Origin of the sequence: Nocardia sp. NPDC051756 (assembly GCF_040681495.1) — a bacterium.
Lineage (GTDB): Bacteria > Actinomycetota > Actinomycetes > Mycobacteriales > Mycobacteriaceae > Nocardia.
In genome coordinates, this window is the sequence record NZ_JBFAYV010000010.1 from 45,077 (window position 1) to 67,775 (window position 22,699).

Here is a 22,699-nt window from a genome sequence, read left to right on the forward strand (position 1 = left end):
GCTGCCGTGTCGCTGGACGGACAGCCCGGCGAATCAAGACCATACTGTTTCAATGACCGGTGCAGTCGCTGTCGCCGAGAAAGCCCCCGAGCCGATGAGCCGGGCGAAGATCAACCTCGTGTTCGCCACCATTGTGCTGGGCATGCTGTTGGCGGCGCTCGATCAGACGATCGTGTCCACCGCGCTGCCGACGATCGTCGCCGATCTCGGCGAGGCCGGGCACATGGCCTGGGTGGTCACCGCGTATCTGCTCGCCGAGGCGGTGGCGACCGCGCTGGCCGGCAAGCTCGGCGACCTGTTCGGCCGCAAGCTGATCTTCCAGCTCAGCGCGTTGATCTTCATCATCGGCTCGATGATCGCCGGCCTGGCCAACGGGATGACGCTGCTGATCATCGCCCGCGGCATCCAGGGTTTCGGCGGCGGCGGGCTGATGGTCACCGCGATGGCGCTCATCGCCGACACCATCCCGCTGCGCCAGCGCGGTAAATACCAGGGCGCGCTCGGCGCGGTCTTCGGCGTCACCACGGTGATCGGGCCGACGCTCGGCGGCCTGTTCACCGACCACGCGAGCTGGCGCTGGTGCTTCTACGTCAACGTGCCGATCGCGATCATCATGATCGTCATGTCGGCCCGCACCATTCCGCGGGTGCGCGCGGCGATCAAGCCGATCATCGACTACGCCGGCATCGGCCTGGTCGCCGTCGCGGTGTCCACGCTCATCCTCGGGTTGGAGTGGGGCGGGCAGGAATACGCGTGGGGCTCGTCGATGATCCTCGGACTGTTCACCGCCTCGGTGCTGCTGTTCGCGGCCTTCGTGGTGGTCGAGCTGCGGGCCGAGGAACCCATGCTGCCGATGGGGTTGTTCCGCAGCAGAGTGTTCACCGTCTGCTCGATCCTCAGCTTCATCTGCGGCTTCGCCATGCTCGGATCGATCACCTACCTGCCCGCGTATCTGCAATACGTGGACGGGGTTTCGGCGACCATGTCCGGCGTGCGCTCGCTGCCGCTGGTGGCCGGGCTGCTGGTCACCTCGATCCTGTCCGGCCAGGTGGTCGGCAAGACCGGCCACTACCGGTACTTCCCGATCGTCGGCACGCTGGTGATGGCGCTCGGGCTGTACTTGATGTCGACCATGGGCCGCGACACCGGCTTCTGGGAAGAATCGCTGTACATGCTGATCCTCGGCCTGGGCATCGGCCTGACCATGCAGGTGCTCACCATCGTCGTGCAGAACACCGTGCCGTACGCGCAACTCGGCACCGCGACCTCCGGCGTCACCTTCTTCCGTACCCTCGGAAGTACCTTCGGCACCGCGATTTTCGGCACGCTGTACAGCAACCAGATCGGCCCGAACCTGCGCGAGGCGCTGGTCGAAGCGAAGGTGGTGCCGCCCGAGGTCGCGGCGAACCCGCAAGCGCTGCAACAGGTTCCGGAGGACGTGGCGGCCCCCATCATCGATGCCTACGCCAACACCATCGATCACGTCTTCGTCTGGGTGGTCCCGGTCGCGCTGGTCGGATTCGTGGTCGCCTGGTTCCTCAAAGAGGTCCCACTGCGCGACAGCGCGCGAACGAGCGCGGGCGATGTGGGCGAAGGCTTTTCGGTGCCGGACTCCGCGGACCGGGTGGTGCAGCTCGAACGCGCCATCGCCGGTTCGCTGCGCAAGGAACATGCCGAGGGGCCGATCGGCCCGCGCATCCTCGCGGACGCCGGCAGCACCTTGAGCCGCGGCGAAGCCTGGGCGCTCGGCCAGGTCTACCTGCGCGACCGTGTCCAAGGCGGCGCCACGCTCGACTCCGTCGCCCGGGCGCACAAGCTCCCCGACGACGTGCTCGCGCCCATCTATCGCCGGGTCGCGGACAAGGGCTACCTGGTCGACGACGGCCATGAGCTGCGCCTGACCGACCAGGGCCAGGCCGAGCTGGACCGGGTCAAGGCCGCGTGGCGGCGCTGGCTCGACCGCAGGCTCGACGACTGGAACAACGACGACCCCGCCGACCGTGCCCTGTTCGACCAGGCCCTGGACAACCTCGCCGCCAAGCTGCTCGAGCAAGAGGCCGGCGAGCACGAACCCGCCCACACCTGATTCCGCCCACCCCCATGCCGCGATACATCCTTGCGTCACAAATACTCGTGCACGTATATTCGTAGACGAGTAAGGAGGTGTGATGGCCACGAAGCGCAAGGTGAACAACCTGCTCGCGCTGGCGGTGCTCTCGGTAATGATCGACCGGCCCAAGCACCGCTACGAGATCGCGCAGACGCTGCGTGACCGCGGCAAAGACCAGGACATGACGATCAAGTGGGGCTCGCTCTACACCGTCGTGCAGAACCTGGAGAAGGTCGGTTACCTGGAGATCATCGGCAGCGAGCGCGACGGCGCGCGGCCGGAACGGGTGATCTACCAGCTCACCGACGCCGGGCGCACCGAACTCGTCGACTGGACCAGGGAATTGGTCGCCGTGCCGGAGCCGGAACAACACCGCTTCGTCGCCGGCCTGTCCATCCTCGCGGTGCTGCCTCCCGACGAGGTCATCGAACTGCTCGGCAAGCGCATCGACGCGCTGGGGCACACCATCGACGGTGTGCGCGCCGAACTCGACAACCTCGCGGCCATGAAGCTGCCGCGGCTGTTCATCATCGAATCCGAATACGGGCTCGCGATGCTGGAAGCCGAAGCGGCTTGGGCGCGTTCACTCCGCGACGAGCTGGTCGACGGCACGTTCCCCGAGGTGGATTGGTGGCGGCAGGTACACGCCGACAACATCCCGCCCGCGGAAATGATCGCGGCCGTGGAAGGGAGGATGGCCCAACCGGAATCGTCCTGACCGCTGGACCGGGCTCGGCGGGGTGCGGCAACACCGCCGCCGAGCCCGATTGAACAGTCTCGAACCGCGCCCGCATGCGCGCACCCGGCTACAAGGCTGGCAACCACAGGATAACTGGGTGCGTGGTGCACGGGTCGGTTCGGGGATTCGAAAACACCCGCACCACCCAATCCTGGAGACACCCATGTCACAAGTAAGAACCGCACTGGTCATCGGCGGCGGCATCGCCGGACCGGTCGCCGCCACCGCGCTGCTGAAGGCGGGCATCGACGCCCGCGTCTACGAGGCCTACCCCGGCTCGTCGTACAACATCGGCAGCGGGCTCGCGCTCGCCCCGAACGGCCTTGCCGCCCTGGACATCATCGGCGCGGGCGACGCGGTCCGCGACATCGCGCTGCCCATCTCCAAGATGGGTCTCTCGATCGGCGGCAAGGACCTGTTCATGCGCGGGCTGCCCGGCCTGCCGCCGCTGCAACTGGTCGATCGCGGCGAGCTGCACCAGACCCTGCACGATCACGCGGTCGCCGCCGGCGTGCCGTTCGAATACAACAAGCGCCTGGTCGACGTGGTCGAGTCGGACTCGGGCATCACCGCCCGGTTCACCGACGGCAGCACCGCCACCGCCGACGTGCTGATCGGCGCGGACGGCATCCGGTCCACGGTGCGCGGGCTGATCGACCCGGACGCGCCCGGCCCGGAGTACCTCGGCATGCTCGGCTTCGGCGCGCTCATCGACTACGACGGCCCCGTCGAGCCGGAATCCATGACCTTCGCGTTCGGCAAGAAGGCCTATTACCTGTTCGGCTCGACCGGCGAGGGGCAGGTGATGTGGGGCGCGAACCTGCCGCACAAGGAGTACCTGTCGCTCAACGACGCCCGGGCGATCCCGAAGGCGCACTGGCTCGGCATCCTGCGCGAGACCTACGCCGACGACACGCCCGGCGGTGAATTCGCTCGGCGCACCACCGAGGAACAGCTGGAAGTGTCCGGGGCACTGCACATCATGCCGTCGGTGCCGCATTGGTTCCGTGGCCGGATGGCCCTGATCGGAGACGCGGTGCACGCGCCATCCAACAGCTCCGGACAGGGTGCCTCGCTGGCCATCGAGAGCGCCGTTCAGGTGGCCCGCTGCCTGCGCGATCTGCCGACGCCGGAGGCTGCCTTCGCCACCTATGAGCAGCTGCGCAGGCCCAGGGTGGAGGCCGTCGCGGCGCGCGCCGCGAAGACCAACCACAGCAAGACCCTCGGGCCGGTCGGACGCAAGCTGATGCAGCTGATGGCGCCGCTGTTCGTCAAGCTGATGGACCCGGAGAAGAGCATGGGTCCCGAGCAGCGCTACCGGATCGACTGGGACGCGCCGGCGCAGAAAGAACTCGCGGTAGCCGCCTGATTCGCTCGAACCGCGCGGGCTGATGGTCCGTACCCTTTGGAGAACATCGATCCGAAAGGACTCCGGGGGCACATGCAACCAGACCATCAGCCCGCACTGCACCTGACCGGCCTGTGTAAACGCTTCGGCGGACCATGGGTCGTCGACAACGTGAGCCTGGCGGTACCGCCGGGCTCCTTCTTCGGCCTGGTCGGCCCGAACGGGGCGGGCAAGACGACCACCCTGTCGATGGCCTGTGGGCTGCTACGCCCGGACGGCGGCCGCGCCGAGATCTTCGGCGCCGACGTGTGGGCCGATCCGATCCGGGCGAAGACCCTGGTCGGCGTGCTGCCGGACGGCCTGGCCCTGCCCGAACGGCTCACCGGCCGCGAATTGCTCACCTACACCGGACTTTTGCGCGGCATGCCGGAGCCCACCGTCGCCGAGCGCGCCGACGAACTGCTCGGCGTCTTCGAATTGACCGGCGCGGAAAAGACTTTGGTGGTCGACTACTCCGCGGGCATGCGCAAGAAGATCGGTCTGGCGACCGCGCTGCTGCACGCGCCGAAACTGCTGGTGCTCGACGAGCCGTTCGAGGCGGTGGATCCGGTGTCCGGCAGCACGATTCGGGTCATCCTGCAACGCTTCGTCGCGGCCGGCGGCTCGGTGGTGCTGTCCAGTCATGTAATGGCGCTGGTGGAGAGCATGTGCGACCGGGTCGCGGTGATCACCGCAGGCCGGGTGGTCGCGGCGGGCACCGTGGCCGAGGTGCGCGGCGACACCACGCTGGAGGAGGCGTTCGTCCGGCTGGTCGGCGGCCGCGTCGGCGGAGAGGACGGGTTGTCGTGGCTGGCATCCTGATCCGGATGCGGCTGCTGCTCACCCGGCGCGCGCTGAGCAACGGCTGGCAGGGCTTCAGCTTCGTGCTGGGGGTACTTTTCGGCGCCGTCTTCGCGATCATCACCGCGGCCCTGATCGGGTTCGCCGTGCGCGATGGCGACGTCGCGAACGGGATCACCATCGCCGCAACGATTTTCGGGATCTGGACGCTTGGCTGGCTGTGCGGCCCGGTGCTGATCGGCAGCAGCGACGAGACCATCCAGCCGGAGCATCTGCGGCTGCTGCCGATCAGCAGCAGGCAGCTGGCCGGCGGGTTGCTCGCCGCGGCGTTCGCCGGGCCCGCGCCGGTGATCAACCTGATCGCGTTCGGCGGCTTGATCATTCTCGCGGCCCAATTGAGTTGGGCGGCAGCGCTGGTCGCGGTGGTCGGGATCGTCTTGCAGCTGGTGTTCGTGGTGCTGCTGTCCCGGGTGGTGCTGGCCTGGGTCGGGGCCGCCATGCGGTCGCGCCGCGGCCGGGACATCGGCGTGCTGCTGGCCGGGCTGCTCGGCGTCGCCTACTACCCGATGAGCTGGCTCTTTTCGCACATCAGCGCGCTGCGCGACCTCCCGCCCTGGGCGTCCGCGACGGTGCGCTGGATTCCGCCCGGCTGGGCGCCGGTCGCGGTAGAAGGTGCGGCACAAGGCAATTGGCTGCTCGCCCTGCTGCCGCTGGCCGGTTTGGCCGTGGTCTCGCTCGGCCTGTGGCAGGCCTGGGCGGTGCTGCTGGCCCGGCGGCTGGCCGCGCCGATGAACTCCGTGACCGGCAGCACCGGCGGCGGGCTGCTCGGCCGGGTGCGCCAGCGCGGACCGGTCGGCGCCGTGCTGATCAAGGAACTGCGCACCTGGTCGCGGGACAGTCGCCGCCGGGCCGCGCTGCTGCCGGTGCTGGTGGTCGGCATCCTGATGCCGGTGTTCCCCGCCTTCCAGGGCGGCGGCACCGGCGGCGTGCCGTTCGCCGGGGTCACCTCGGTCTCGTTCGCCGCGCTCGCCGGGGCCAACCTGTACGGCTACGACGGCACCGCCGTGTGGCAGGCCCTGGTCACCCCGGGCGCGATCCGCGCGGACGTGCGCGGCCGCCTGCTGGCGTTGCTGATCGTGCTCGGGCTGCCCACGTTGCTGCTCGCGCTGATCCTGCCGGGTGCGTTCGGTCACGGGGACCTGTATCCCTGGGTGCTCGCGCTGTACGCCGCCGCGCTCGGGGTCGGCGTCGGTGCGGCCGTGATCATCTCCGCGCTCGCGCCGTATCCGATTCCGCAGCGCACCGGGAATCCGTTCTCCGGTTCGGGCAACCCCGGCTGCGCCAAGGTGCTGCTCCAATTCACCGTGCTCTTCGGTCAGCTGTTCGCCGTGCTCCCGGTGCTGGCCGTCCTGCTGATCGGCCACTTCACCGAGCTGAAAGCGATCGAGTGGCTCGCGGTCCCGGTCGGCATCGGCACCGGCATCGCGGCGCTGCTGATCGCCGCCCGCATCGCCGAAAAGCGCCTGACCACCCACGGCCCCGAACTCCTCGACGCGGTCCGCCCCCGCTGACCGGCAGCCGCACCACTTCTGATTTCCCGCACCGAAATTCGCATGCGATTCCAGGTGCGGGAAATCAGAAGTGGTGCGTGTGGGCGGCTGACGCATCGGTGGGGCGATAGACTGGCCAGGTGAGCGATCGGGATTCTGATGGCAGTCTGGATCTGAATCAGTTGCGCACTTTTCTGGCCGTGCATCGGGCGGGGTCGATCACCGGCGGTGCGCGGCTGGTCGGGTTGTCGCAGCCGACGGTGACCGCGCAGTTGCAGGCGTTGGAGAAGCGGCTCGGGCAGCGGTTGTTCGAGCGGCTGCCGCGCGGGGTGGCGCCGACCGCGGCCGCCGCCGAGCTGGCCGCGCGGATCGCCGAACCGCTGGACGCGTTGAGTGCCGTTGCGGGGCGGTCGATTACGGACGAGGACGAACCGCAGCCGCCGGTCCGGCTGGCCGGGCCCGCGGAACTGCTTGCGGTACAGGCGCTTCCGGCGCTCGCGCCGTTGATCGTGCACGGCGTCCGGCTGACCGTGAGTTCCGGGCTCTCGGAGGATCTGCTGACCGGACTGCGGGCGGGGCACTATGACCTGGTGGTGTCGACCGTGCGGCCGCGAGGACGGACGGTGATCGCCGAGGCGTTGTCGGACGAGGAATTCGTGTTGGTCGCCGCGCCCGCGGTGGCCGGCCGGATCGATACCGCACGGCTGCGCACCGAAGGCCCGGGCGCGCTGGCCACACTGCCGCTCGTCAGCTATGCGCCCGACCTGCCGATCCTGCGCCGGTACTGGCGGCACGTGTTCGGGATCCGACTGACCGGTGAGGCCGCCGTCATCGTCGCGGACCTGCGGGCGGTCACCGGCGCGGTCGTGGCCGGTGCGGGCATCAGCGTCTTGCCACGCTATCTCTGTGCAACACAACTGGATTCAGGCGCGTTGGTCACCCTCCTCGACCCACCGGACCCACCGATCAACACCGGCTTCCTCGTCCGCCGCGCCGGCACCGACACCCGCCCCCACGTCGACCTGGTCCACGCCCGCCTGCGCACCGCCGCGCGAACCTGGTAGCCGCACACCCCCTGATTTCCCGCACACGTAATCGCATGCGAATCGGTATGCGGGAAATCAGGAGGTGTGCGTCGGATGCCTAGGCGGAACCTTGGTCGGCCGCGCGCTTGCGCAGGATCTCCGCGGTTTGCGCGTCGGCGGGCAGGAACGCCTCCAGATGTAGTTCGGCCAGGGTGATGTCGGTGGCCGTGGCGAACGAGGTCAAGGTGGTGATCAGTCGCAGCTCCCCGTCGTCGCTGCGCAGCCGCAATGGCACCGCGAACCCGAGATGATCGGGGCCCGGTTCCGCCTGCGGGAGATAGCCTTCCAGCTCGGTGATCAACTCGGCGAGCGCCGGATCGGGGCTGCGCGACATGCGCCCGCGCAGGGCCTCGGTCACGTGCTTGCCCCACTCGGGCAGGTTGACCACCCGGCGCGCCAGCCCATCCGGATGCAGCGCAAGGCGCAACACATTGATCGGCGACGTCAGCAGCTCGGGCGCGGCCCCCTCGGTCAGCACCGTGAACGCCGCGTTGGCGGCGAGCAGCACACCGCGCGGCTTCACCACGATCGCCGGATAGGGCAGGTGGCCGTCGAGAATCGTCGTCAATGCCTCCCGCACCGGGCCCAATTCCGGTGCATCCATATCGGATTCGGGAAATGCGGGCGCATACCCGGCGGACAGCAGCAGATCGTTGCGCTCCCGCAGCGACAGATCCAGCGACTCCGCCAGCCGCACCACCATGGTGCGCCCCGGCCGCGACCGCCCCTGCTCCAGGAAACTCAGATGCCGCTGCGTGGTGTCCGCCCGGATGGCCAGATCCAGCTGACTGACCCGACGCAGGGTCCGCCAGTGCTTGAGCTCACGGGCGAACCCCGGTGCCGCTATCGCCGTTGTCATGTTCACATTCTTATCTGACCTGCACCGGGGCGCGATTCCGTGCAGGGTATGAGCAAGCAGGTGGGGCGCGGTTCGGCTATTCCCTGGCGGGAATCGCGCGGAATCGTCGGGCTCGCAAAACTCTGGGTCATGAGCAAGCAACTGAACGACAACGAGCTGACTCGCTTCGCCGAGCAGTACGCGGCGCAGTGGAACGAGTCCGACCCGGCCGCGCGCAGCAAGGCGATCCGCGAGCTGTGGGCGCCGACCGGTGCGCAGACGCTGGTCGATCCCCCGGTGGAGATGCGCGAAGCGGCGGAGCAACTGCAGTTCCCGATGCCGCCGCTGGAAGTCCGCGGCCATGATGCGTTGGACCGCAGGGTGACTCGGGCCTACGAGATGTTCATCGAGTCGGGCGAATACGAGTTCGCGGTCGAGGACGCGGCAATCCGGTTGCCCGCCGGGCTGATCGGCGTGAGCTGGACGATGGTGGCCAAGGCCGACGGCACGGTGGCCGGCGGCGGCTTCGAGGTCATCGGCCTCGACGACGAGGGCCGAATCCTGTCCGATCACCAGTACATCGCGGGTGTCCGATGAACGGCGTTGCCTACCACCTGGATCCGCTGCGCGGCCTCGACGGCCTGAGCGTCGCGGCGCAAGAAATTCCCCGGCCCGGTCCGGATCAGGTGGTGATCCAGGTGCTCGCGGCCTCGATCAATCGCCGCGACCTGATGCTGATGGACGGCGTCTACCCGCTGCCCGCGACACCGGGAATCATCCCGCTCTCCGATGGCGTCGGTGAGGTAATCGCGGTCGGCGAGAACGTGACCCGGGCCGCGCTGGGCGACCGGATCACCGCCAGCTACTTCGTGCGATGGATCGACGGCCCACAGCGGCCGGCCATGGCGGCCGAGCAGTACGGCGCCAACTTCGACGGCATGCTCGCCACTTACGCGGTGGTCGAACAGGATTCGGTGGTGCACGTGCCCGCACACCTGACCGACGCGGAGGCGGCGACGCTGACCTGCGCGGGAGTCGTTGCGTGGGCGGCACTCACGAAGCCGGTGCCGGTCGCGCCCGGCGAGACGGTGCTGACCGTGGGCAGCGGAGCGGTCGCGCTGTTCGCCGTGCAGCACGCGAAAATGCTGGGCGCGCGGGTCTTTTCCATCACCTCCAGCCCGGGCAAGGCCGACGGGCTGCGCAAGCTCGGGGCGGACGAGGTGATCGTCTCGACCGAGACGCCGGACTGGGATCGGGCGGTGCAGGACCTGACCGGCGGCCTCGGCGTCGAGCACGTGGTCGACGCCGTCGGCCTGCCGACCTTGTCGAAATCCGTTCGCTCCGGCGGATACAACACGCAGATCACCATGATCGGCGCGGCGCGGACGCCGGTGCCGGAGTCGGTCGCCGACGTGTTCGGCACGCAGTACGTGGCGATCCGCCGGATCGCCGTCGGCAGCCGCACCGACTTCGAGGCGATGAACCGGACGATCACCGAACACCGGATGCGTCCGCTCATCGATCGCGTGTTCCCGCTCGACCAGGCGGTGCAGGCCTACCGCTACTTCCGCGACGACAACCCGTTCGGCAAAGTCGTCGTGACCATGCCCTGACTCAGGGGCAGGTGGTGAGTTCCCGTGTCATGGCGTCCTTCTCAGCCTGGGTCACCCAGAGCTGGTAGGCCGCTTTGACCTGGATCTGCCTGGTCAGGTAGGCGCACCAGTAGCCCTTGCTCGGCGGCAGCCAGGTGGCGGCGTCGGAGTCGCTCTTGGACTGGTTGGTCGGACCGTCGACGGCTTGCAGGTTCAGCGGATCGTTGGCCAGGTCCTGGCGCCGCTCGGCGGAAAGCTGTTGCGCGCCTTTCTGCCAGGCGTCCGACAGCGGGATGATGTGGTCGATCTGCACATCGTCGGAGGTCTTCGGGCCGCGGACGAACTTGATCGTCTTGCCGGTGTACGGATCGTTGAGCGTGCCGGTGGCGACGACGCAGCGGCTGTTGTCCTTGAACGTGACCTCGGTCAGGTCGCGTTGCAGGATGTCGTTGCGGGTGTCGCACTTGTTGTGGCCACCGGGGACGGACACGTCATCGGTCCAGGCGGTGCCGAATTGCTCACGGGTGTAACCGGTTTTGGCCGCGCGCCCGGCCACCCGGATCGTGTCGAGCAGGGCCAGCGCGTCGTGGCTGGGCAGGCTGGCCGGCGCATTGGTGCAGACCTGCGCGGTGCCGCAGCCCGCGTTCGCTTTCGGCGATTCGACTCGGTTCACGTAGTAGTAGGACACTCCGATGAATGTCGCGATGGCCAGCCCTATCAGAGCGAGCCGCTGAACTGTGAACTTCATCGAGCTTCCTAACGCCAACCACCCTGAACTATAACGGGCGCCAACGTATCCGGAGGTCGAGGTCGCGGAAGTGATTGTGGGGTATGACGTTCCGCACAGCCAAGGGGGCTTGATATGAAACCACCCTCGAGTCGCCGTGCCGGCGCCGACTCGAGGGTGGCTGATCACGAGGGAGATCGTCCGTCGCGCGGTGGTGCGGCTGGTTGTCCAGTCCGTTACCGCACACGCCGACATCGCAGGGCCGATGAGGGAGGACCCGAGATGTCGAGCCGCGCCGGGCGTACTCGCTCGTGATGACTAGGGGCAGATCGGGATTCGATCGGCGCCGGCTGAGAGTGCTACCCGCGACTGGGAATTCGCCTCTCGCTCCTGCACCGCTTCGCTCCGTCCCGAATCTTGCTCGTTGCTACGTATTGAGACAGTAGATAACCGGGTTCGATCTTGGCAAGTCGATATGCCTGATTCGGGAGTATTCTCAGGTTCATTTCAGGCTGGTAGTTATATCTACTGGATACCTACGGATATGCCGGTCAGTTGCGGGATTTGTGCAGTGCGCGCGGGGGCGGTCGATGCGGTGACGAGGGTCACTTTCCCGGGCGGTCACAGGGCGGTGGGATCCCGTGTCCAAACCGAGTGAAGGCAAGCAAGCCGGACCCCGGAAGGATAGATCATGGCAACCGTCGACGTCCTCGACTCATTCATCTACTACCGCGATGCGGGCACCGGTTCGGTGCCGGTGGTGTTCCTGCACGGCAATCCCACCTCCTCGCACCTGTGGCGCAACGTGATTCCGCACGTCACCGGCCAAACCCGGGCGCTGGCACCCGATCTCATCGGCATGGGCGAGTCCGGGAAGCCGGACAGTGGCTACCGGCTCGTCGATCACGCCCGCTACCTCGACGCCTGGTTCGACGCGCTGGAACTGGACCAGGTGGTCATCGTCGGCCACGACTGGGGCGGCGCGCTCGGCCTGGACTGGGCTGCCCGCCATCCGGGCCGGGTGCGCGGGATCGCGCTGATCGAGACCTTCCTGCGGCCGATGCGCTGGGCTGAACTGCCACCGCTGGGCGCGGAGCTGTTCCGCAAGTTCCGCAGCGCGGAGGGCGAGCGAATGGTGTTGGAAGAGAATATGTTCATCGAGTTCAACCTGCCGCGGGGCGTGGTGAACCTGTCGCCCGCGGATCACGACGTGTACCGCGCGCCCTATCCGACGCCGGAGTCGCGCAAGCCGATGCTGGTGTGGCCGCGCGAGTTCCCGCTCGACGGCGAGCCCGCCGACGTGGTCGCGATCGTGGACAACTACGGGCAGTGGGCGGCGCGGTCGCCGGAGGTCCCGAAGCTGGTGATGGGCCTGGAGAACGGGGTCGGGCTCGGTTCGCCGGAGGTGATCGATTGGGCCGCAGAGACTTTTGCGAGCGTGGAGATCGCGTCGATCGGTCCGGCCGGGCATCACGTGCCCGAGGATCGGCCGGACGAGATCGGTGCGGCGGTGGCCGATTGGGTGCGCCGGCATGCGCTGGCGGCGGCGGCGGCCGCGATCTCCTGAGGGTCGGTTACCGGGACCGGGGTTACTCCGGTCCCGCGGCCGGCGCGACGAAGGCGGCGAACCCGTCCAGCAAACGGTGCAGGCCGAACTCGAAGAGCTTGTCGATGTCGAACTGGAAGTCGTTGCGCTCGTTCAGGCTTGCCAGGGTGGGATAGCGGCCGCTGGCCAGGAACTGCTCGTACTCCGGTTCGAGCATGTCCCACGGTTCGACCGGTGTGCCCGCCCGCCGGATGCCGGCTTCCAGCTCGAGGTTCACCGCGATCCCGCGCACGTAGCTGTACAGCGAGACATGCGCATACATCATGGCGTCCGGATCGAGGCCGAGTTCGTCGAACGCGTGCACGGCCCATTCGGTGTGCGCCAGCAACTTCGGCGCCGGTTCCGGCTGGTTCACCCAGATCGCCGCGACCACCCACGGATGCCGGTGATACATCGCCCATTGCGCGCGGGCCAGCACCTCCAGGCGTTCCCGCCAGCCGACGGGCGGCGGGTCGGGGAGTTCGGCCTCGCCGAAGGCCTCGTCCGCCATCAGCAGCACCAGCCGATCCTTGCTGCCCACATGGCGATACAGCGACATGGTCGGCACGCCGAGATCGGCGGCGACGCGACGCATCGACAGCGCGGGCAGTCCTTCCGCGTCGGCGATCGCCATGCCCGCCCGCACGATCGACGTGGCGGTCAGCGGGGTGTCGCGGCCGGGCTCGCGCGGGGGAGCTGCCTGCGGGGTGTCCACCACGGTGCCGACGCCCGGCACCGCCCGCACCACGCCCGCTTGGCGCAGCACGGCCAGCACCTTCGTCGCGGTGGCGATCGCGACGCCCCACTCCTTGGTGATCTGCCGGGCGGAGGGCACTCGATCGCCGGACCGCAGTTCGCCGGAGCTGATCCGTTCCTGGATCTCGGTGGCGATGCGCAGGTAGGGCGGAGTGTGGTCCGGCGGACCGGCTGTACTAGTACGCATGCGATTGATATTAGCCACTTAACGGGATCTATCTGCACTAGTACGCATTGTACAACGTACGCACTCTCATGTACGTTGTATCCCAACAGCTCGAATGTGCAGAGATGGTGGGAACGAAATGACGAACACGAACATCCTGATTTCCGGCGCCGGAGTCGCCGGCCCGGCGTTGGCGTACTGGCTGCGCAGGCACGGCTGCACGCCGACGGTCGTCGAGCGGGCGGCACAACCGCGCCCCGGCGGCTACGCGGTCGACTTCCGCGGCGCGGCCATGACGGTGCTCGACCGCATGGGCATCCTCGACGAGATGCGCAAGTACAGCACCACGATTCGCGACAGCGAGGTGGTCGACCCCGACGGCAGGCACGTCGTGACCATGCCGGCGGCGATCTTCGCCGGTGAGCTGGAGGTGCTCAAGAGCGACCTCACCGACGTCCTCTACGCGTTGACGAAGGACGAGACCGAGTACCTCTTCGACAACTCGATCACCGCCATCGACGAGCAGGCGGACGGCGTTCTGGTGAGCTTCGAACGCGGCGAACCGCGCCGCTTCGACCTGGTGGTCGGAGCCGACGGGCTGTATTCGAAGGTGCGCTCCCTGGCCTTCGGCGACCACGCGAAGTACATCCGCCACCTCGGCGTATACAACGCGATCTTCTCCACCGACAACTTCCTCGACCTCGACTACGAGGGCCGGGGCTGCCAGCTGGCCGGCGGCCGCACCGCGAATGTGTTCAGCACCAGGGACAACGCCGAGGCCCGCGCGTCGCTGTACTTCGGCTCGGACCCGCTCGACTACGACCGCGGTGACATCGAGGAGCAGAAACGGATCATCGCGGAACACTTCGCCGGGGACGGCTGGGTGATCCCGCGCCTGCTGAACGACCTGGCGGCATCGTCGGACCTGTACTTCACCCCGATCAGCCAGGTCGAGATGGACACCTGGTCGACCGGCCGGGTGGTGCTGCTCGGCGACGCGTGCGCGTGCGCCTCCCCGCTGTCCGGCCGCGGCACCTCGCAAGCGCTGATCGGCGCGTATCTCCTGGCGGGCGAATTGGCTACCGCCGCAGGCGATTACGAGGCCGCTTTCGCCGGCTACGAAAGCCAGCTGCGCGAATACGTGAAAACCAATCAGGAAGGTGCGGTCGAGGTAGTCGGCATGCTGTTCGCCGAGCCGCCCCCGCAGGAGGTCTTCGATGCCATGGCGGCCAACCCGCCGGAGGCCGACCCGGAGTACCTCACCCTGAAGGACTACTGACAATTCCGCTTGCGCCGAACCGCTCACCAGCCGAAAGTTGGCTGGATGAGCGCGCAGGCACAAACGGGTGAGCAGATCAGGGCCGAGGAGCGGGAACTGGTCGGGCGCGCCGTCGCCGGGGAGCGCGACGCGATCACCGATGTGGTGCGCCTGCTACAAGACCCGCTGTATCGGCTGGCATTGCGCATGGTGTGGCGCCCCGCCGAGGCCGAGGACGCGACCCAGGAGATCCTGCTCCGCGTCCTCGGCAACCTCGCCACCTGGCGGGCCGAGGCGAAGCTGCTGACCTGGGCCTACCGCATCGGCGTCAACTATCTGCTGAACCTGAAACGCCGGACCCCGCAGGAAGCGGCCGAGCTGAGCCTGGACGCCTACCGCGACGGCTTGGCCGACGGGCTCGCGGAAGACGACTACCGCGGCCCGGAGGCGACCTTGCTCACCGCGGAGGTCCGGCTCAACTGCTCGCAGGCCATGCTGCAATGCCTGGCCCGCGACGAGCGAGTCGCCTTCGTCCTCGGCGACGTCTTCGAACTCAACTCCACCGACGCCGCCTGGATTCTCGACATCCCCCCCGCCGCCTACCGAAAGCGCCTGGAGCGGGCCAAGAAACGCCTCGGCAACTTCCTCACCGCTACCTGCGGCCTGGCCAACCCCGACGCCTTCTGCCGCTGCTCCCGCCGGGTGGAGAAGGCCGTCGCCCTGGGCCGCGTCGACGTCCGCACACCCCACTTCGCCCGCCACCCCATCACCCCCGGCGGCCGCACCGCCGCCCAGGCCGAACAGCAGATGACCCGGCTGCACGACGCGGCCGCCGTCCTGCGCGCCCACCCGGATTACGCTGCGCCGCAAGCGAAGATGGACGCCATCGCGGGGCTGCTGCATTCCGGTCGCTTCCCGCTCCTGGATTAACGTGTTGCGGGACGGAGCAAGTCGCCGCTGAGCACGCCGCGCGCGGTGCGGATCGCCACGGCCGACCAGGCGGCGACCAGCAGTACGTACAGGGCGATCGCGGTGGCGGCGAACAGGTTTGCCCCGGTATGGGTGTAGAGCACGGTGCTGCCGGTGACGCAGGTGCCGAGCGGGAAGGTGAAGCCCCACCAGGTCAGGTTGAAGGTCAATTCGCCTGCCCGGTAGGTCTTTACGGTGATGGCCAGCGCCAGGGCCAGCCACAGCATGGCGAAGCCCCAGGCGGCGATGCCGTAGATGACCGAGAAGACCAGGAAGCCCTTGGCGTACAGGTCGGGCAGGGCGAACGGGGCGGCGTTGGCGAGCAGGCCTGCGGCGGTGATCGATTGGCCGAGCGGGCCGAGCACGATCCACAGCGTCGGCACCATGCCCGCGTGCGGGGTGCCGTGATGCACCAGGCGCGACCAGATCATGGTGATGGTGACCAGCGCGGCGAGCAAACTGAGGCCGAACATGGCCACGCAGAGCAGGATCATGGTCAGGCGCAACTGGCCCGCGGGAGTATGCGGGACGAGCAGCGCGCCCATCGCGGCCGAAACCATCGGCGGCACAACGGGCATCAGCCAGCCACCGAAGGCCGCGTCCGCCTCGACCCGATGCCTGGTGAACATCCGGTAGGGGATGGCGCATGCGGTCAGCAGGCCGAGCAGGGTGCCTGCGGTCCACAGCACCCAGTCGATCGCCACGGCGGCCGGCAGGCCGATCACGTCGGAGCCGAGCATCAGGGTTCCGCCGCCGACGGTCAGCAAGGCCATCGGGGGAGCCCCGAAGAACTGCGACATCACCGGGTGGTTGCGATGGTCACGGGCGGTCTCGGGAAACCGCACCCGGTGCGCGACCCACGCGACGCTCAGGGCCACCAGCAACCCGGCGGCCAGCGCCCACACGCCGGTCGCCGCGCTGCGCAGCCCGGGGAACTGCATCGGCAGGGTGGCCGCCGCGGTCGCGACGATGCCGGTGCCCATCACCGCGGCGAACCAGTTCGGGCCGAGTTGGCGCAGGGAGCCGGGGCGGCGGTCGGCGCGCTGGTCGAGCTCGCCGACCACGCGCCGCGGCGAGGCGGGGCGGAAGGTCACGGTGGCGGTCATGTCTTCAGCGTCGTCGCAGGCCACGGTGTCGGGTAGCGGGCATGTTCCTATGCATGCATAGACTCGTTCTATGCCCCTGTCGCCCCGTGTCCCCGACCTGGCCGCGCTGGACCTGCTGCTTTCGGTGATCGAACTGGGCAGCCTCGGTCGCGCGGCGGCCGCGCACGGCATCAGCCAGCCGTCCGCGTCGTCGCGGATCAGCTATCTGGAGAAGCTGGTCGGCATGCCGGTGCTGGAGCGCACCACCCTCGGCTCCCGGCCGACCCGCGCCGGCTCGCTGATCGCGGAGTGGGCCCGCGGCGTGGTCCGCGCGGCCGAGCAACTCGACGCGGGCATCGACACGTTGCGCGCCGAGCGCGACTCGCACCTGCGCGTCGCGGCGAGCCAGACGATCGCGGAATATCTCTTCCCGGCCTGGCTGATGAAACTGCGGGCCACCGCGCCGGGCACGGCCATCGCGCTGGAATCCGGCAACTCCGTCGAGGTGGCCAAGGAGGTGCTCGACAACAAGGCGGCGATCGGCTTCATCGAAGGACCGCAGAACTTCCGCGGCCTCCAATCTCACGTCGTCGCACACGATCACCTGATCGTCGTCGTCGCCCCGGCGCACCGCTGGGCCCGTCGCGGCTCGGTCACGCTCACCGAACTTGCCGAAACCCCGTTGATCCAAAGGGAAACCGGCTCGGGCACCCGAAACTGGTTCGAGCACGCGGTCTCGCGCAAGATCCCCGGCTGGCGACCCGAGGTCGCCCTGGAGCTGTCCTCCACCACCGCGATCAAGACCGCCGCGGCATCCGACGTCGGCCCGGCGGTGCTCAGCTCACTGGCGGTGGCCGCCGAAATCGCCGCCGGCACATTGGTTTCCCCGAAGATCACCGACCTCGACCTGGAACGTACGCTGCGCGCCGTGTGGCCGACCGGGCAACGACTGACCGGCCCCGCCCGCGAGCTGTACTCGATCGCCCGGGCCGGCTAGCCCTCACGCACTGTCGGCGGGCTGCGCGGTCGGGGGAACGCCGGTGTCCAGGAAGCGAATCAACCGATCGATGCGCGACGTGTGGTCGACGCAGCGTTCCAGGTGATGGGCCAGCAACGCGACATTGATGGCGGCGGTGGTCGGCTGGGCCGACGCGGACGCGGCGAGCGCCGAATGCAGTTGCTTGTGCAGCAGTTCCATCGCGTGCAAGCCGGGATCGTGTTCACCGGGCGGTTCCTGATGACCCGTGGCGACAGCCTCGCCGCTGAGCGCGGTGCGGGTCGCGGCCAGTCGGCCCATCTCCGCGAGAATCTCCAGAATCGATTGCGGCGCAACGTGTCCCGGATGACTCTGATAGACCTGATCGGCAACCTGGCTGAACAGCGCGCCGACTCGGGACAACTCCGTCGCGATCTGGATGGCGGTGACCACGTGCCGTAGATCCCGGGCGACCGGTGCCTGCAACGCGAGCAGCACCACCGTCCGCGCCTCGCACGCGCCGTACATCTTCTGTAGTTGCTCGTCCAAGGCGAACACCTCATAGGTGGCGGTGAGATCGGCGCCGACGAGTGCGTCGGTCACCCGCTCGGCCGCGTCATGGGTGAGCCGGCACATCAACGTCAAATCATTGGTCAACGCGACGAGCTCGCGAGTGAACTGGGTGCGCACGCGCAAATTCTCGCCCATATCCGCGCGGCCGGGCACACTAATCCCCTCCTGGACATGAATTGACGGTGCAGATGATGCCAACTCGGTGCGGTCTGGCCGAAAATAGGAAGGGCACTTGACCGCGACTGACAGGATTGTGGTGTGAAGCGCGATGTCTCAGCTCAGCTCGAGGTGGCGATCACCGCGCCGACCACGCTCGAATTCCAGATCGCCGTCGCCAGACAGCCGAATCTGGACCTGAACGAGTCGCTGGTGTTCGAGCTCGACGGCTGGGCGATCACGCCGTGGGAGATCCTCGGCCCGCACGGCACCCGGATTCACAAATTCTCGGTCGGCCCAGGCACTTTGCGCGCGCACTATCGCGCGACCGTGCTGGGCGCCGCGAGCCCGGATTCCGGTTCCGACTACGACCGCGCGCTGTATCTGCGCCCCAGCCGGTTCGCCGAGTCGGACAAGCTGCTCGGCTTCGCCGCCACCGAATTCCCTTCCGGCACACCGGATGCGCAGCTCGCGGTGCAGGTCGCGCAGTGGGTCGGCCGGCGGATCCGGTACGTGGCAGGCAGCAGCGACCCCATCGACGGTGCGGTGGAGACGCTGCTGTCCGGCGCCGGTGTGTGCCGCGACTTCGCGCATCTGGTCGTGGCCCTGTTGCGCGCGGTGAAGGTGCCCGCGCGGGTGGTGTCGGTGTACGCGCCGGGCTGTTCACCGATGGATTTCCACGCGGTCGCCGAGGCCTACGTCGACGGCGCCTGGCGGGCGCTCGACGCCACCGGGCTCGCGCCGCGCTCGACGCTGGTCCGGATCGCTACCGGCCGGGACGCCTCCGACGTCGCCTTCCTGGACAACCACGGCGGCGAGATCATCGTGCACAGCTTGCAGGTCACCGCCCTGGTCGACGGCTTCCTGCCGTTCGACGACAACGTCACCCTGACCTCGGTCTGCTGACCGCGCTCAGGAAATGTTCTTCAGGAAAGACACCGCGTTCGCGCTGCCCGCCACCACGACATCGAGCTTGCCGTCACCGTCGTAGTCGGCGATGGCCGGCGTCTGCGGCTGCGAGGTGACGCCGAAATCGCCGGTCTTGCTGATGGTTCCGCCGTTGCCGGTGAAGATCACGATCTTGGAGTTCAGCACCGCCGACATCGCCGCGTCCAGCTTGCCGTCCTTGTTGAAGTCGGCGGCGGCGATGCTGGTCGGGCCGAGGCCGGAGACGGCAATCCGGTCGGTCTTCTTGAATCCGCCGTTCCCGTCGGACAGCAGCAGCGTGGTGCTGAAGGAGAACGAGTCGGCGGTGATCACGTCGTCGATGCCGTCGCCGTCGAAGTCGCCCGCGCGCACGTCCTCGGTGATCAGGCCGGACGTGCTCGCCCCGCGCCGGGTGAAGCTGCCGTCGCCGTTGCCGGTGAAGACGTGCACCTGTTGCAGCACGTCGTTGTTCACCGCGATATCGATCTTGTTGTCCGAGTTGAACTTTCCGACGGTGAACGCGGCGGCGACCCCGGGGATCAGGCTGGTCGGCCCGGCGTCCAGGGTGCCGTCGCCCTGGCCGAGCCAGGTCTGCACGCCCGCCGGGGCCAAGCTGAGCACGTCGGCCTTGCCGTCGCCGTTGGCGTCGGCGACGATCACTTCCTGTTGTGCGCCTTCGAGAGTCGTGTACTTCTTCGCCGCGCGGAAAGTGCCGTCGCCGTTGTTGACGAACGTCGCGATCGTCGTCCACGCCTGCGCGACCACATCCGGCTTGCCGTCGCCGTTCAGGTCGCCGACGCCGACCGCGCCGAAACCGATCCCGACGTCGCCCACCCTGACGCCGGTGTTGAACCGGCCGTCCCCCTTGCCGGTCATCAGAATCGGCCCCGCCCCTTGGAAATCGGCCGCGACGACATCGGGCTTGCCGTCGCCGTTGAAGTCGGCGGTGACGGTGCCGATCGGGGACGGGCCGGGCCCCCAGGACGGGAATTGGCCGCCGGACGGTGAATCCACCTTCGGCGCGAAATTGATCGCCCCCGCGGCGTGCGCGGGGGCGGCGGCGATCAGGCCGGAGCCGATCAGGGACAGTGCCGCGGCGGTCGCGGCGAGAACTAGGCCGCGCGAATGCAGGGATGAATCATGCATGAGTGGTCCTGGTGTGTTCAGAGTTATTGCAGGGCACGGACTTTATGACGTGCATCACACTGAAACACGGCTATTCACGGCAATTCGTCGGATTGCCCACCGCCGCGGCAATTCGCTGTTGCACTGTGCCAAAAGCGCTTTCGGCATTGTGTCGTTAATTCACGCACGTCGTGCGGCACAGTGCCCAAGCCGGTGCTACCGTCGCCGCATGCCGAGCAAGCGCGATATTCAGCACCGACTGGTGACCACATTGCAGCGCCGGATCGTCAATCCGTTGCAGCGCAAGGTGCCCGCCCAGCAGTTGCTGGAAACCGTCGGCCGGGTGAGCGGACAGCCGCGCATCACCCCGATCGGCGGCCGCAAGCTCGACCACGAATTCTGGCTGGTCTCCGAGTTCGGCGACCGCTCGCAGTACATCCGGAACATCAAGGCGAACAACCGGGTTCGGCTGCGCCTGCACGGCCGCTGGTACACCGGCACCGCGCACCTGCTGCCCGAGGACGACGCCCGCGCCCGGCTGCGCGAACTCCCGCGCGGCAACAGTGCCGTGGTGCAACTGGTCGGCACCGACCTGCTCACCGTCCGCATCGACCTGGACAGTTAGCCGCGGGTTACTCCGTCGCGCACTTCGACCAGAATTCGAAGGGGCCCTGGACGTTCCAGTCGTTCTGCGCCCTGGCCTGCGCCTTGTTCTGCGCGTCGGGGATGGTGAGACCCCAGGCGGAGGCCCAGCCGTTGTTGCGGCCGAAGGCGAACGCGACGCAGGCGTCCTTCGACCAGATGGGTTCCTGACAGGAGAAGCCGCACGCGACCTGGGCCTGGCCGACGGCGGCATCCTGGCCGAGCGAGCTTCTGGCCCAGTGCACTTCGTTGCTGGCCTCGTTGTAGGCCGCCGCGATCCACACGGTCGCGGGCTTGGGCGGGGTCGTCGGCGCCGTGGTGATCGGCGGGACCTTGGCGCTGGGCCGGGGCGTGGTCGGTGCGCCGGCCGCGCTGGTGGCGACGACGAAGCTGGTCGTGGTGGTCGCGCCCGCGTCGTCGCGGTGGTGCTTGGCGTTGTTCTTCCACACCTTCAGCCCGATGATCCCGGCGATCACCAGCACGGTGAGCAGGATGGAACCGATTGCGGCGAGCACCTTTCCGCCACCCCCACCGCCGCCGGACCCGGATGGGCCGGGCCCGTACTGCGGTGGAAATCCCGGCGGGGGCGGACCCGGTGGAAAGCCGCCCTGCTGCGGCGGATACTGCTGCGGCGGTTGCTGATACATCGGTTGCTGCTGATACTGCGGCACCGACGGGTACTGCGAAACCTGCTGCTGCGCGTACGGATCGTAGGGCTGTCCCTGCTGATACGCCGGATCCGGCTGACTCAGCGGATTGAACACGGTCGGGTCCGACGGCGGCACCGGTTGGTGAGCCGGATCCGGCTGACTGAGCGGGTTCAGCTGAGTCGGGTCCGGGGGCGGTGAGTAGCCCTGCTGGGCCATCGGGTTGAGCATGGTCGGATCCGGCGGCGGTGGGTAGCCCTGCTGGCCCATCGGGTTGAGCATCGTCGGATCTGAACGCTGATGGTCGGGCGCCTGCTGCTCGCCCGCGCGCGCGTCGTGCGCGTTCGGGTCGTAAGGCTGCCCGGGATATTGGCCGGGTGGGTATGACATGCGCCCCCGCTGTTGTTCGTCTCGATCAAGGCCGACCCAGGGTATCGGCTCGGTAGCCAGTTATCTGCCCCTGTCGGTAGGGGCGTTAACGCTCGACCGGGTTACCGCATCGGAAAGCGCCGGGCGGCGCGTAGTTTCGTTCGTGCGGACAGCACACATCGACTGGAGGGTGTATGACGATCGAGATTCCCGAGAAGGCCAGGGACCTGCTGGAGCGGCCCACCTATGCGAACCTCGGGACGACACGGCCGGACGGGGCGCCGCAGGTGAACCCCATGTGGTTCGTGTGGGACGGGGAGTTCATCTGGTTCACCCACACCAACTACCGGCAGAAGTTCAAAAATCTCGCGCACGAGCCGCGGGTATCGATCTCGATCTCGGACCCGGACAACCCGTACCGGTACATCGAGGTTCGTGGTGTGCTCGACCACATCGACGACGACCCCGAGGGCGCGCTCTACTCCCGCCTGTCCGAGCGCTACGGCAACGGCCCGGTGGTGCCACCGGACGCGAAGGACCGGGTGGCGATCGCGATCCGCCCCACCGGCGTCACCGGGTACGCCCTGCGCGACTGATTCGATGGTCCCGGCCGCGGAGCGCGCTCTCGGCCGGGAC

Annotated in this window: 22 protein-coding genes; 15 read left to right on the forward strand and 7 right to left on the reverse strand. The window is 68.2% G+C overall.

Annotated elements, in window-relative coordinates:
• The first annotated feature begins 52 nt into the window (after positions 1-52).
• The 6 genes from AB0M22_RS36640 (at position 53) to AB0M22_RS36665 (ending at position 7,651) form a co-directional block, all read left to right on the forward strand.
• Complete coding sequence (locus AB0M22_RS36640) at positions 53-2,086, forward strand: MDR family MFS transporter (RefSeq protein ID WP_364736737.1); 2,034 nt, start codon at positions 53-55, stop codon at positions 2,084-2,086.
• A gap of 82 nt (positions 2,087-2,168) precedes the next feature.
• Complete coding sequence (locus AB0M22_RS36645) at positions 2,169-2,828, forward strand: PadR family transcriptional regulator (protein WP_364736739.1); 660 nt, start codon at positions 2,169-2,171, stop codon at positions 2,826-2,828.
• Between the two features lie 184 nt (positions 2,829-3,012).
• On the forward strand, positions 3,013-4,218 hold the full coding sequence (locus tag AB0M22_RS36650; protein WP_364736741.1) for an FAD-dependent monooxygenase: 1,206 nt from the start codon (positions 3,013-3,015) through the stop codon (positions 4,216-4,218).
• A 72-nt stretch (positions 4,219-4,290) separates the two neighbouring features.
• Positions 4,291-5,058 (forward strand): ABC transporter ATP-binding protein, encoded by a 768-nt coding sequence (locus tag AB0M22_RS36655; RefSeq protein WP_364736743.1) that lies wholly within the window; start codon positions 4,291-4,293, stop codon positions 5,056-5,058.
• Positions 5,043-6,608: a hypothetical protein gene (locus AB0M22_RS36660; protein WP_364736745.1), complete on the forward strand. Its 1,566-nt coding sequence runs from the start codon at positions 5,043-5,045 to the stop codon at positions 6,606-6,608. Before AB0M22_RS36655 ends, AB0M22_RS36660 begins: the two co-directional genes overlap by 16 nt.
• A gap of 119 nt (positions 6,609-6,727) precedes the next feature.
• Positions 6,728-7,651, forward strand: coding sequence for a LysR family transcriptional regulator (locus AB0M22_RS36665; protein ID WP_364736747.1), 924 nt, complete (start codon positions 6,728-6,730; stop codon positions 7,649-7,651).
• 79 nt (positions 7,652-7,730) lie between these two features.
• Here the strand turns inward: AB0M22_RS36665 and AB0M22_RS36670 are convergent, their stop codons facing one another.
• The gene (locus AB0M22_RS36670) at positions 7,731-8,531 is read right to left on the reverse strand and encodes a helix-turn-helix transcriptional regulator (RefSeq protein ID WP_364736749.1); all 801 of its coding nucleotides are present in this window, start codon (positions 8,529-8,531) and stop codon (positions 7,731-7,733) included.
• 129 nt (positions 8,532-8,660) lie between these two features.
• Here AB0M22_RS36670 and AB0M22_RS36675 point away from each other — a divergent pair, with 129 nt between their 5' ends.
• Entirely contained in the window at positions 8,661-9,107 is a 447-nt protein-coding gene (locus tag AB0M22_RS36675) for a hypothetical protein (protein WP_364736751.1), read from the forward strand.
• Positions 9,104-10,123 carry an NAD(P)-dependent alcohol dehydrogenase gene (locus AB0M22_RS36680; protein WP_364736753.1) on the forward strand — a complete coding sequence of 340 codons (1,020 nt, stop codon included), beginning with the start codon at positions 9,104-9,106 and terminating at the stop codon, positions 10,121-10,123. Before AB0M22_RS36675 ends, AB0M22_RS36680 begins: the two co-directional genes overlap by 4 nt.
• Before the next feature lies 1 nt (position 10,124).
• On the opposite strand, the gene AB0M22_RS36685 is transcribed toward AB0M22_RS36680, so the two are convergent.
• Positions 10,125-10,850, reverse strand: a complete 726-nt coding sequence (locus AB0M22_RS36685) for an HNH endonuclease family protein (protein WP_364736755.1) — start codon at positions 10,848-10,850, stop codon at positions 10,125-10,127.
• Between the two features lie 670 nt (positions 10,851-11,520).
• Between AB0M22_RS36685 and AB0M22_RS36690 the strand changes: the two genes are divergently transcribed.
• A complete protein-coding gene (locus tag AB0M22_RS36690) occupies positions 11,521-12,396 on the forward strand; it encodes a haloalkane dehalogenase (RefSeq protein WP_364736756.1) in 876 nt (291 codons plus the stop codon).
• Between the two features lie 22 nt (positions 12,397-12,418).
• Here the strand turns inward: AB0M22_RS36690 and AB0M22_RS36695 are convergent, their stop codons facing one another.
• The gene (locus AB0M22_RS36695; protein ID WP_364736758.1) at positions 12,419-13,357 is read right to left on the reverse strand and encodes a TetR/AcrR family transcriptional regulator C-terminal domain-containing protein; all 939 of its coding nucleotides are present in this window, start codon (positions 13,355-13,357) and stop codon (positions 12,419-12,421) included.
• Positions 13,358-13,475: 118 nt separating this feature from the next.
• Between AB0M22_RS36695 and AB0M22_RS36700 the strand changes: the two genes are divergently transcribed.
• Both AB0M22_RS36700 and AB0M22_RS36705 read left to right on the forward strand, forming a co-directional pair.
• Positions 13,476-14,615, forward strand: a complete 1,140-nt coding sequence (locus tag AB0M22_RS36700) for an FAD-dependent monooxygenase (protein ID WP_364736760.1) — start codon at positions 13,476-13,478, stop codon at positions 14,613-14,615.
• 45 nt (positions 14,616-14,660) lie between these two features.
• The gene (locus AB0M22_RS36705; RefSeq protein ID WP_364736762.1) at positions 14,661-15,524 is read left to right on the forward strand and encodes a sigma-70 family RNA polymerase sigma factor; all 864 of its coding nucleotides are present in this window, start codon (positions 14,661-14,663) and stop codon (positions 15,522-15,524) included.
• Here AB0M22_RS36705 and AB0M22_RS36710 read toward each other — a convergent pair.
• Positions 15,521-16,669, reverse strand: coding sequence for a TDT family transporter (locus tag AB0M22_RS36710; RefSeq protein ID WP_364736764.1), 1,149 nt, complete (start codon positions 16,667-16,669; stop codon positions 15,521-15,523). The two genes, AB0M22_RS36705 and AB0M22_RS36710, sit on opposite strands and share 4 nt — an antisense overlap.
• Positions 16,670-16,739: 70 nt before the next feature.
• On the opposite strand from AB0M22_RS36710, the gene AB0M22_RS36715 reads away from it, so the two are divergent.
• Positions 16,740-17,645, forward strand: coding sequence for a LysR family transcriptional regulator (locus AB0M22_RS36715; protein WP_364736766.1), 906 nt, complete (start codon positions 16,740-16,742; stop codon positions 17,643-17,645).
• 3 nt (positions 17,646-17,648) lie between these two features.
• On the opposite strand, the gene AB0M22_RS36720 is transcribed toward AB0M22_RS36715, so the two are convergent.
• A complete protein-coding gene (locus tag AB0M22_RS36720; RefSeq protein WP_364736768.1) occupies positions 17,649-18,314 on the reverse strand; it encodes a PhoU domain-containing protein in 666 nt (221 codons plus the stop codon).
• A gap of 141 nt (positions 18,315-18,455) precedes the next feature.
• Between AB0M22_RS36720 and AB0M22_RS36725 the strand changes: the two genes are divergently transcribed.
• Positions 18,456-19,259, forward strand: a complete 804-nt coding sequence (locus tag AB0M22_RS36725; protein WP_364736770.1) for a transglutaminase family protein — start codon at positions 18,456-18,458, stop codon at positions 19,257-19,259.
• Between the two features lie 6 nt (positions 19,260-19,265).
• Here the strand turns inward: AB0M22_RS36725 and AB0M22_RS36730 are convergent, their stop codons facing one another.
• Positions 19,266-20,426 carry a VCBS repeat-containing protein gene (locus tag AB0M22_RS36730; protein WP_364736772.1) on the reverse strand — a complete coding sequence of 387 codons (1,161 nt, stop codon included), beginning with the start codon at positions 20,424-20,426 and terminating at the stop codon, positions 19,266-19,268.
• A gap of 208 nt (positions 20,427-20,634) precedes the next feature.
• Here AB0M22_RS36730 and AB0M22_RS36735 point away from each other — a divergent pair, with 208 nt between their 5' ends.
• Positions 20,635-21,030, forward strand: coding sequence for a nitroreductase/quinone reductase family protein (locus AB0M22_RS36735; RefSeq protein ID WP_364736774.1), 396 nt, complete (start codon positions 20,635-20,637; stop codon positions 21,028-21,030).
• A 7-nt stretch (positions 21,031-21,037) separates the two neighbouring features.
• Here AB0M22_RS36735 and AB0M22_RS36740 read toward each other — a convergent pair whose 3' ends face one another.
• Complete coding sequence (locus AB0M22_RS36740) at positions 21,038-22,084, reverse strand: DUF4189 domain-containing protein (protein ID WP_364736777.1); 1,047 nt, start codon at positions 22,082-22,084, stop codon at positions 21,038-21,040.
• A gap of 173 nt (positions 22,085-22,257) precedes the next feature.
• On the opposite strand from AB0M22_RS36740, the gene AB0M22_RS36745 reads away from it, so the two are divergent.
• Positions 22,258-22,659, forward strand: a complete 402-nt coding sequence (locus tag AB0M22_RS36745; protein ID WP_364736778.1) for a PPOX class F420-dependent oxidoreductase — start codon at positions 22,258-22,260, stop codon at positions 22,657-22,659.
• Positions 22,660-22,699: the final 40 nt, after the last annotated feature.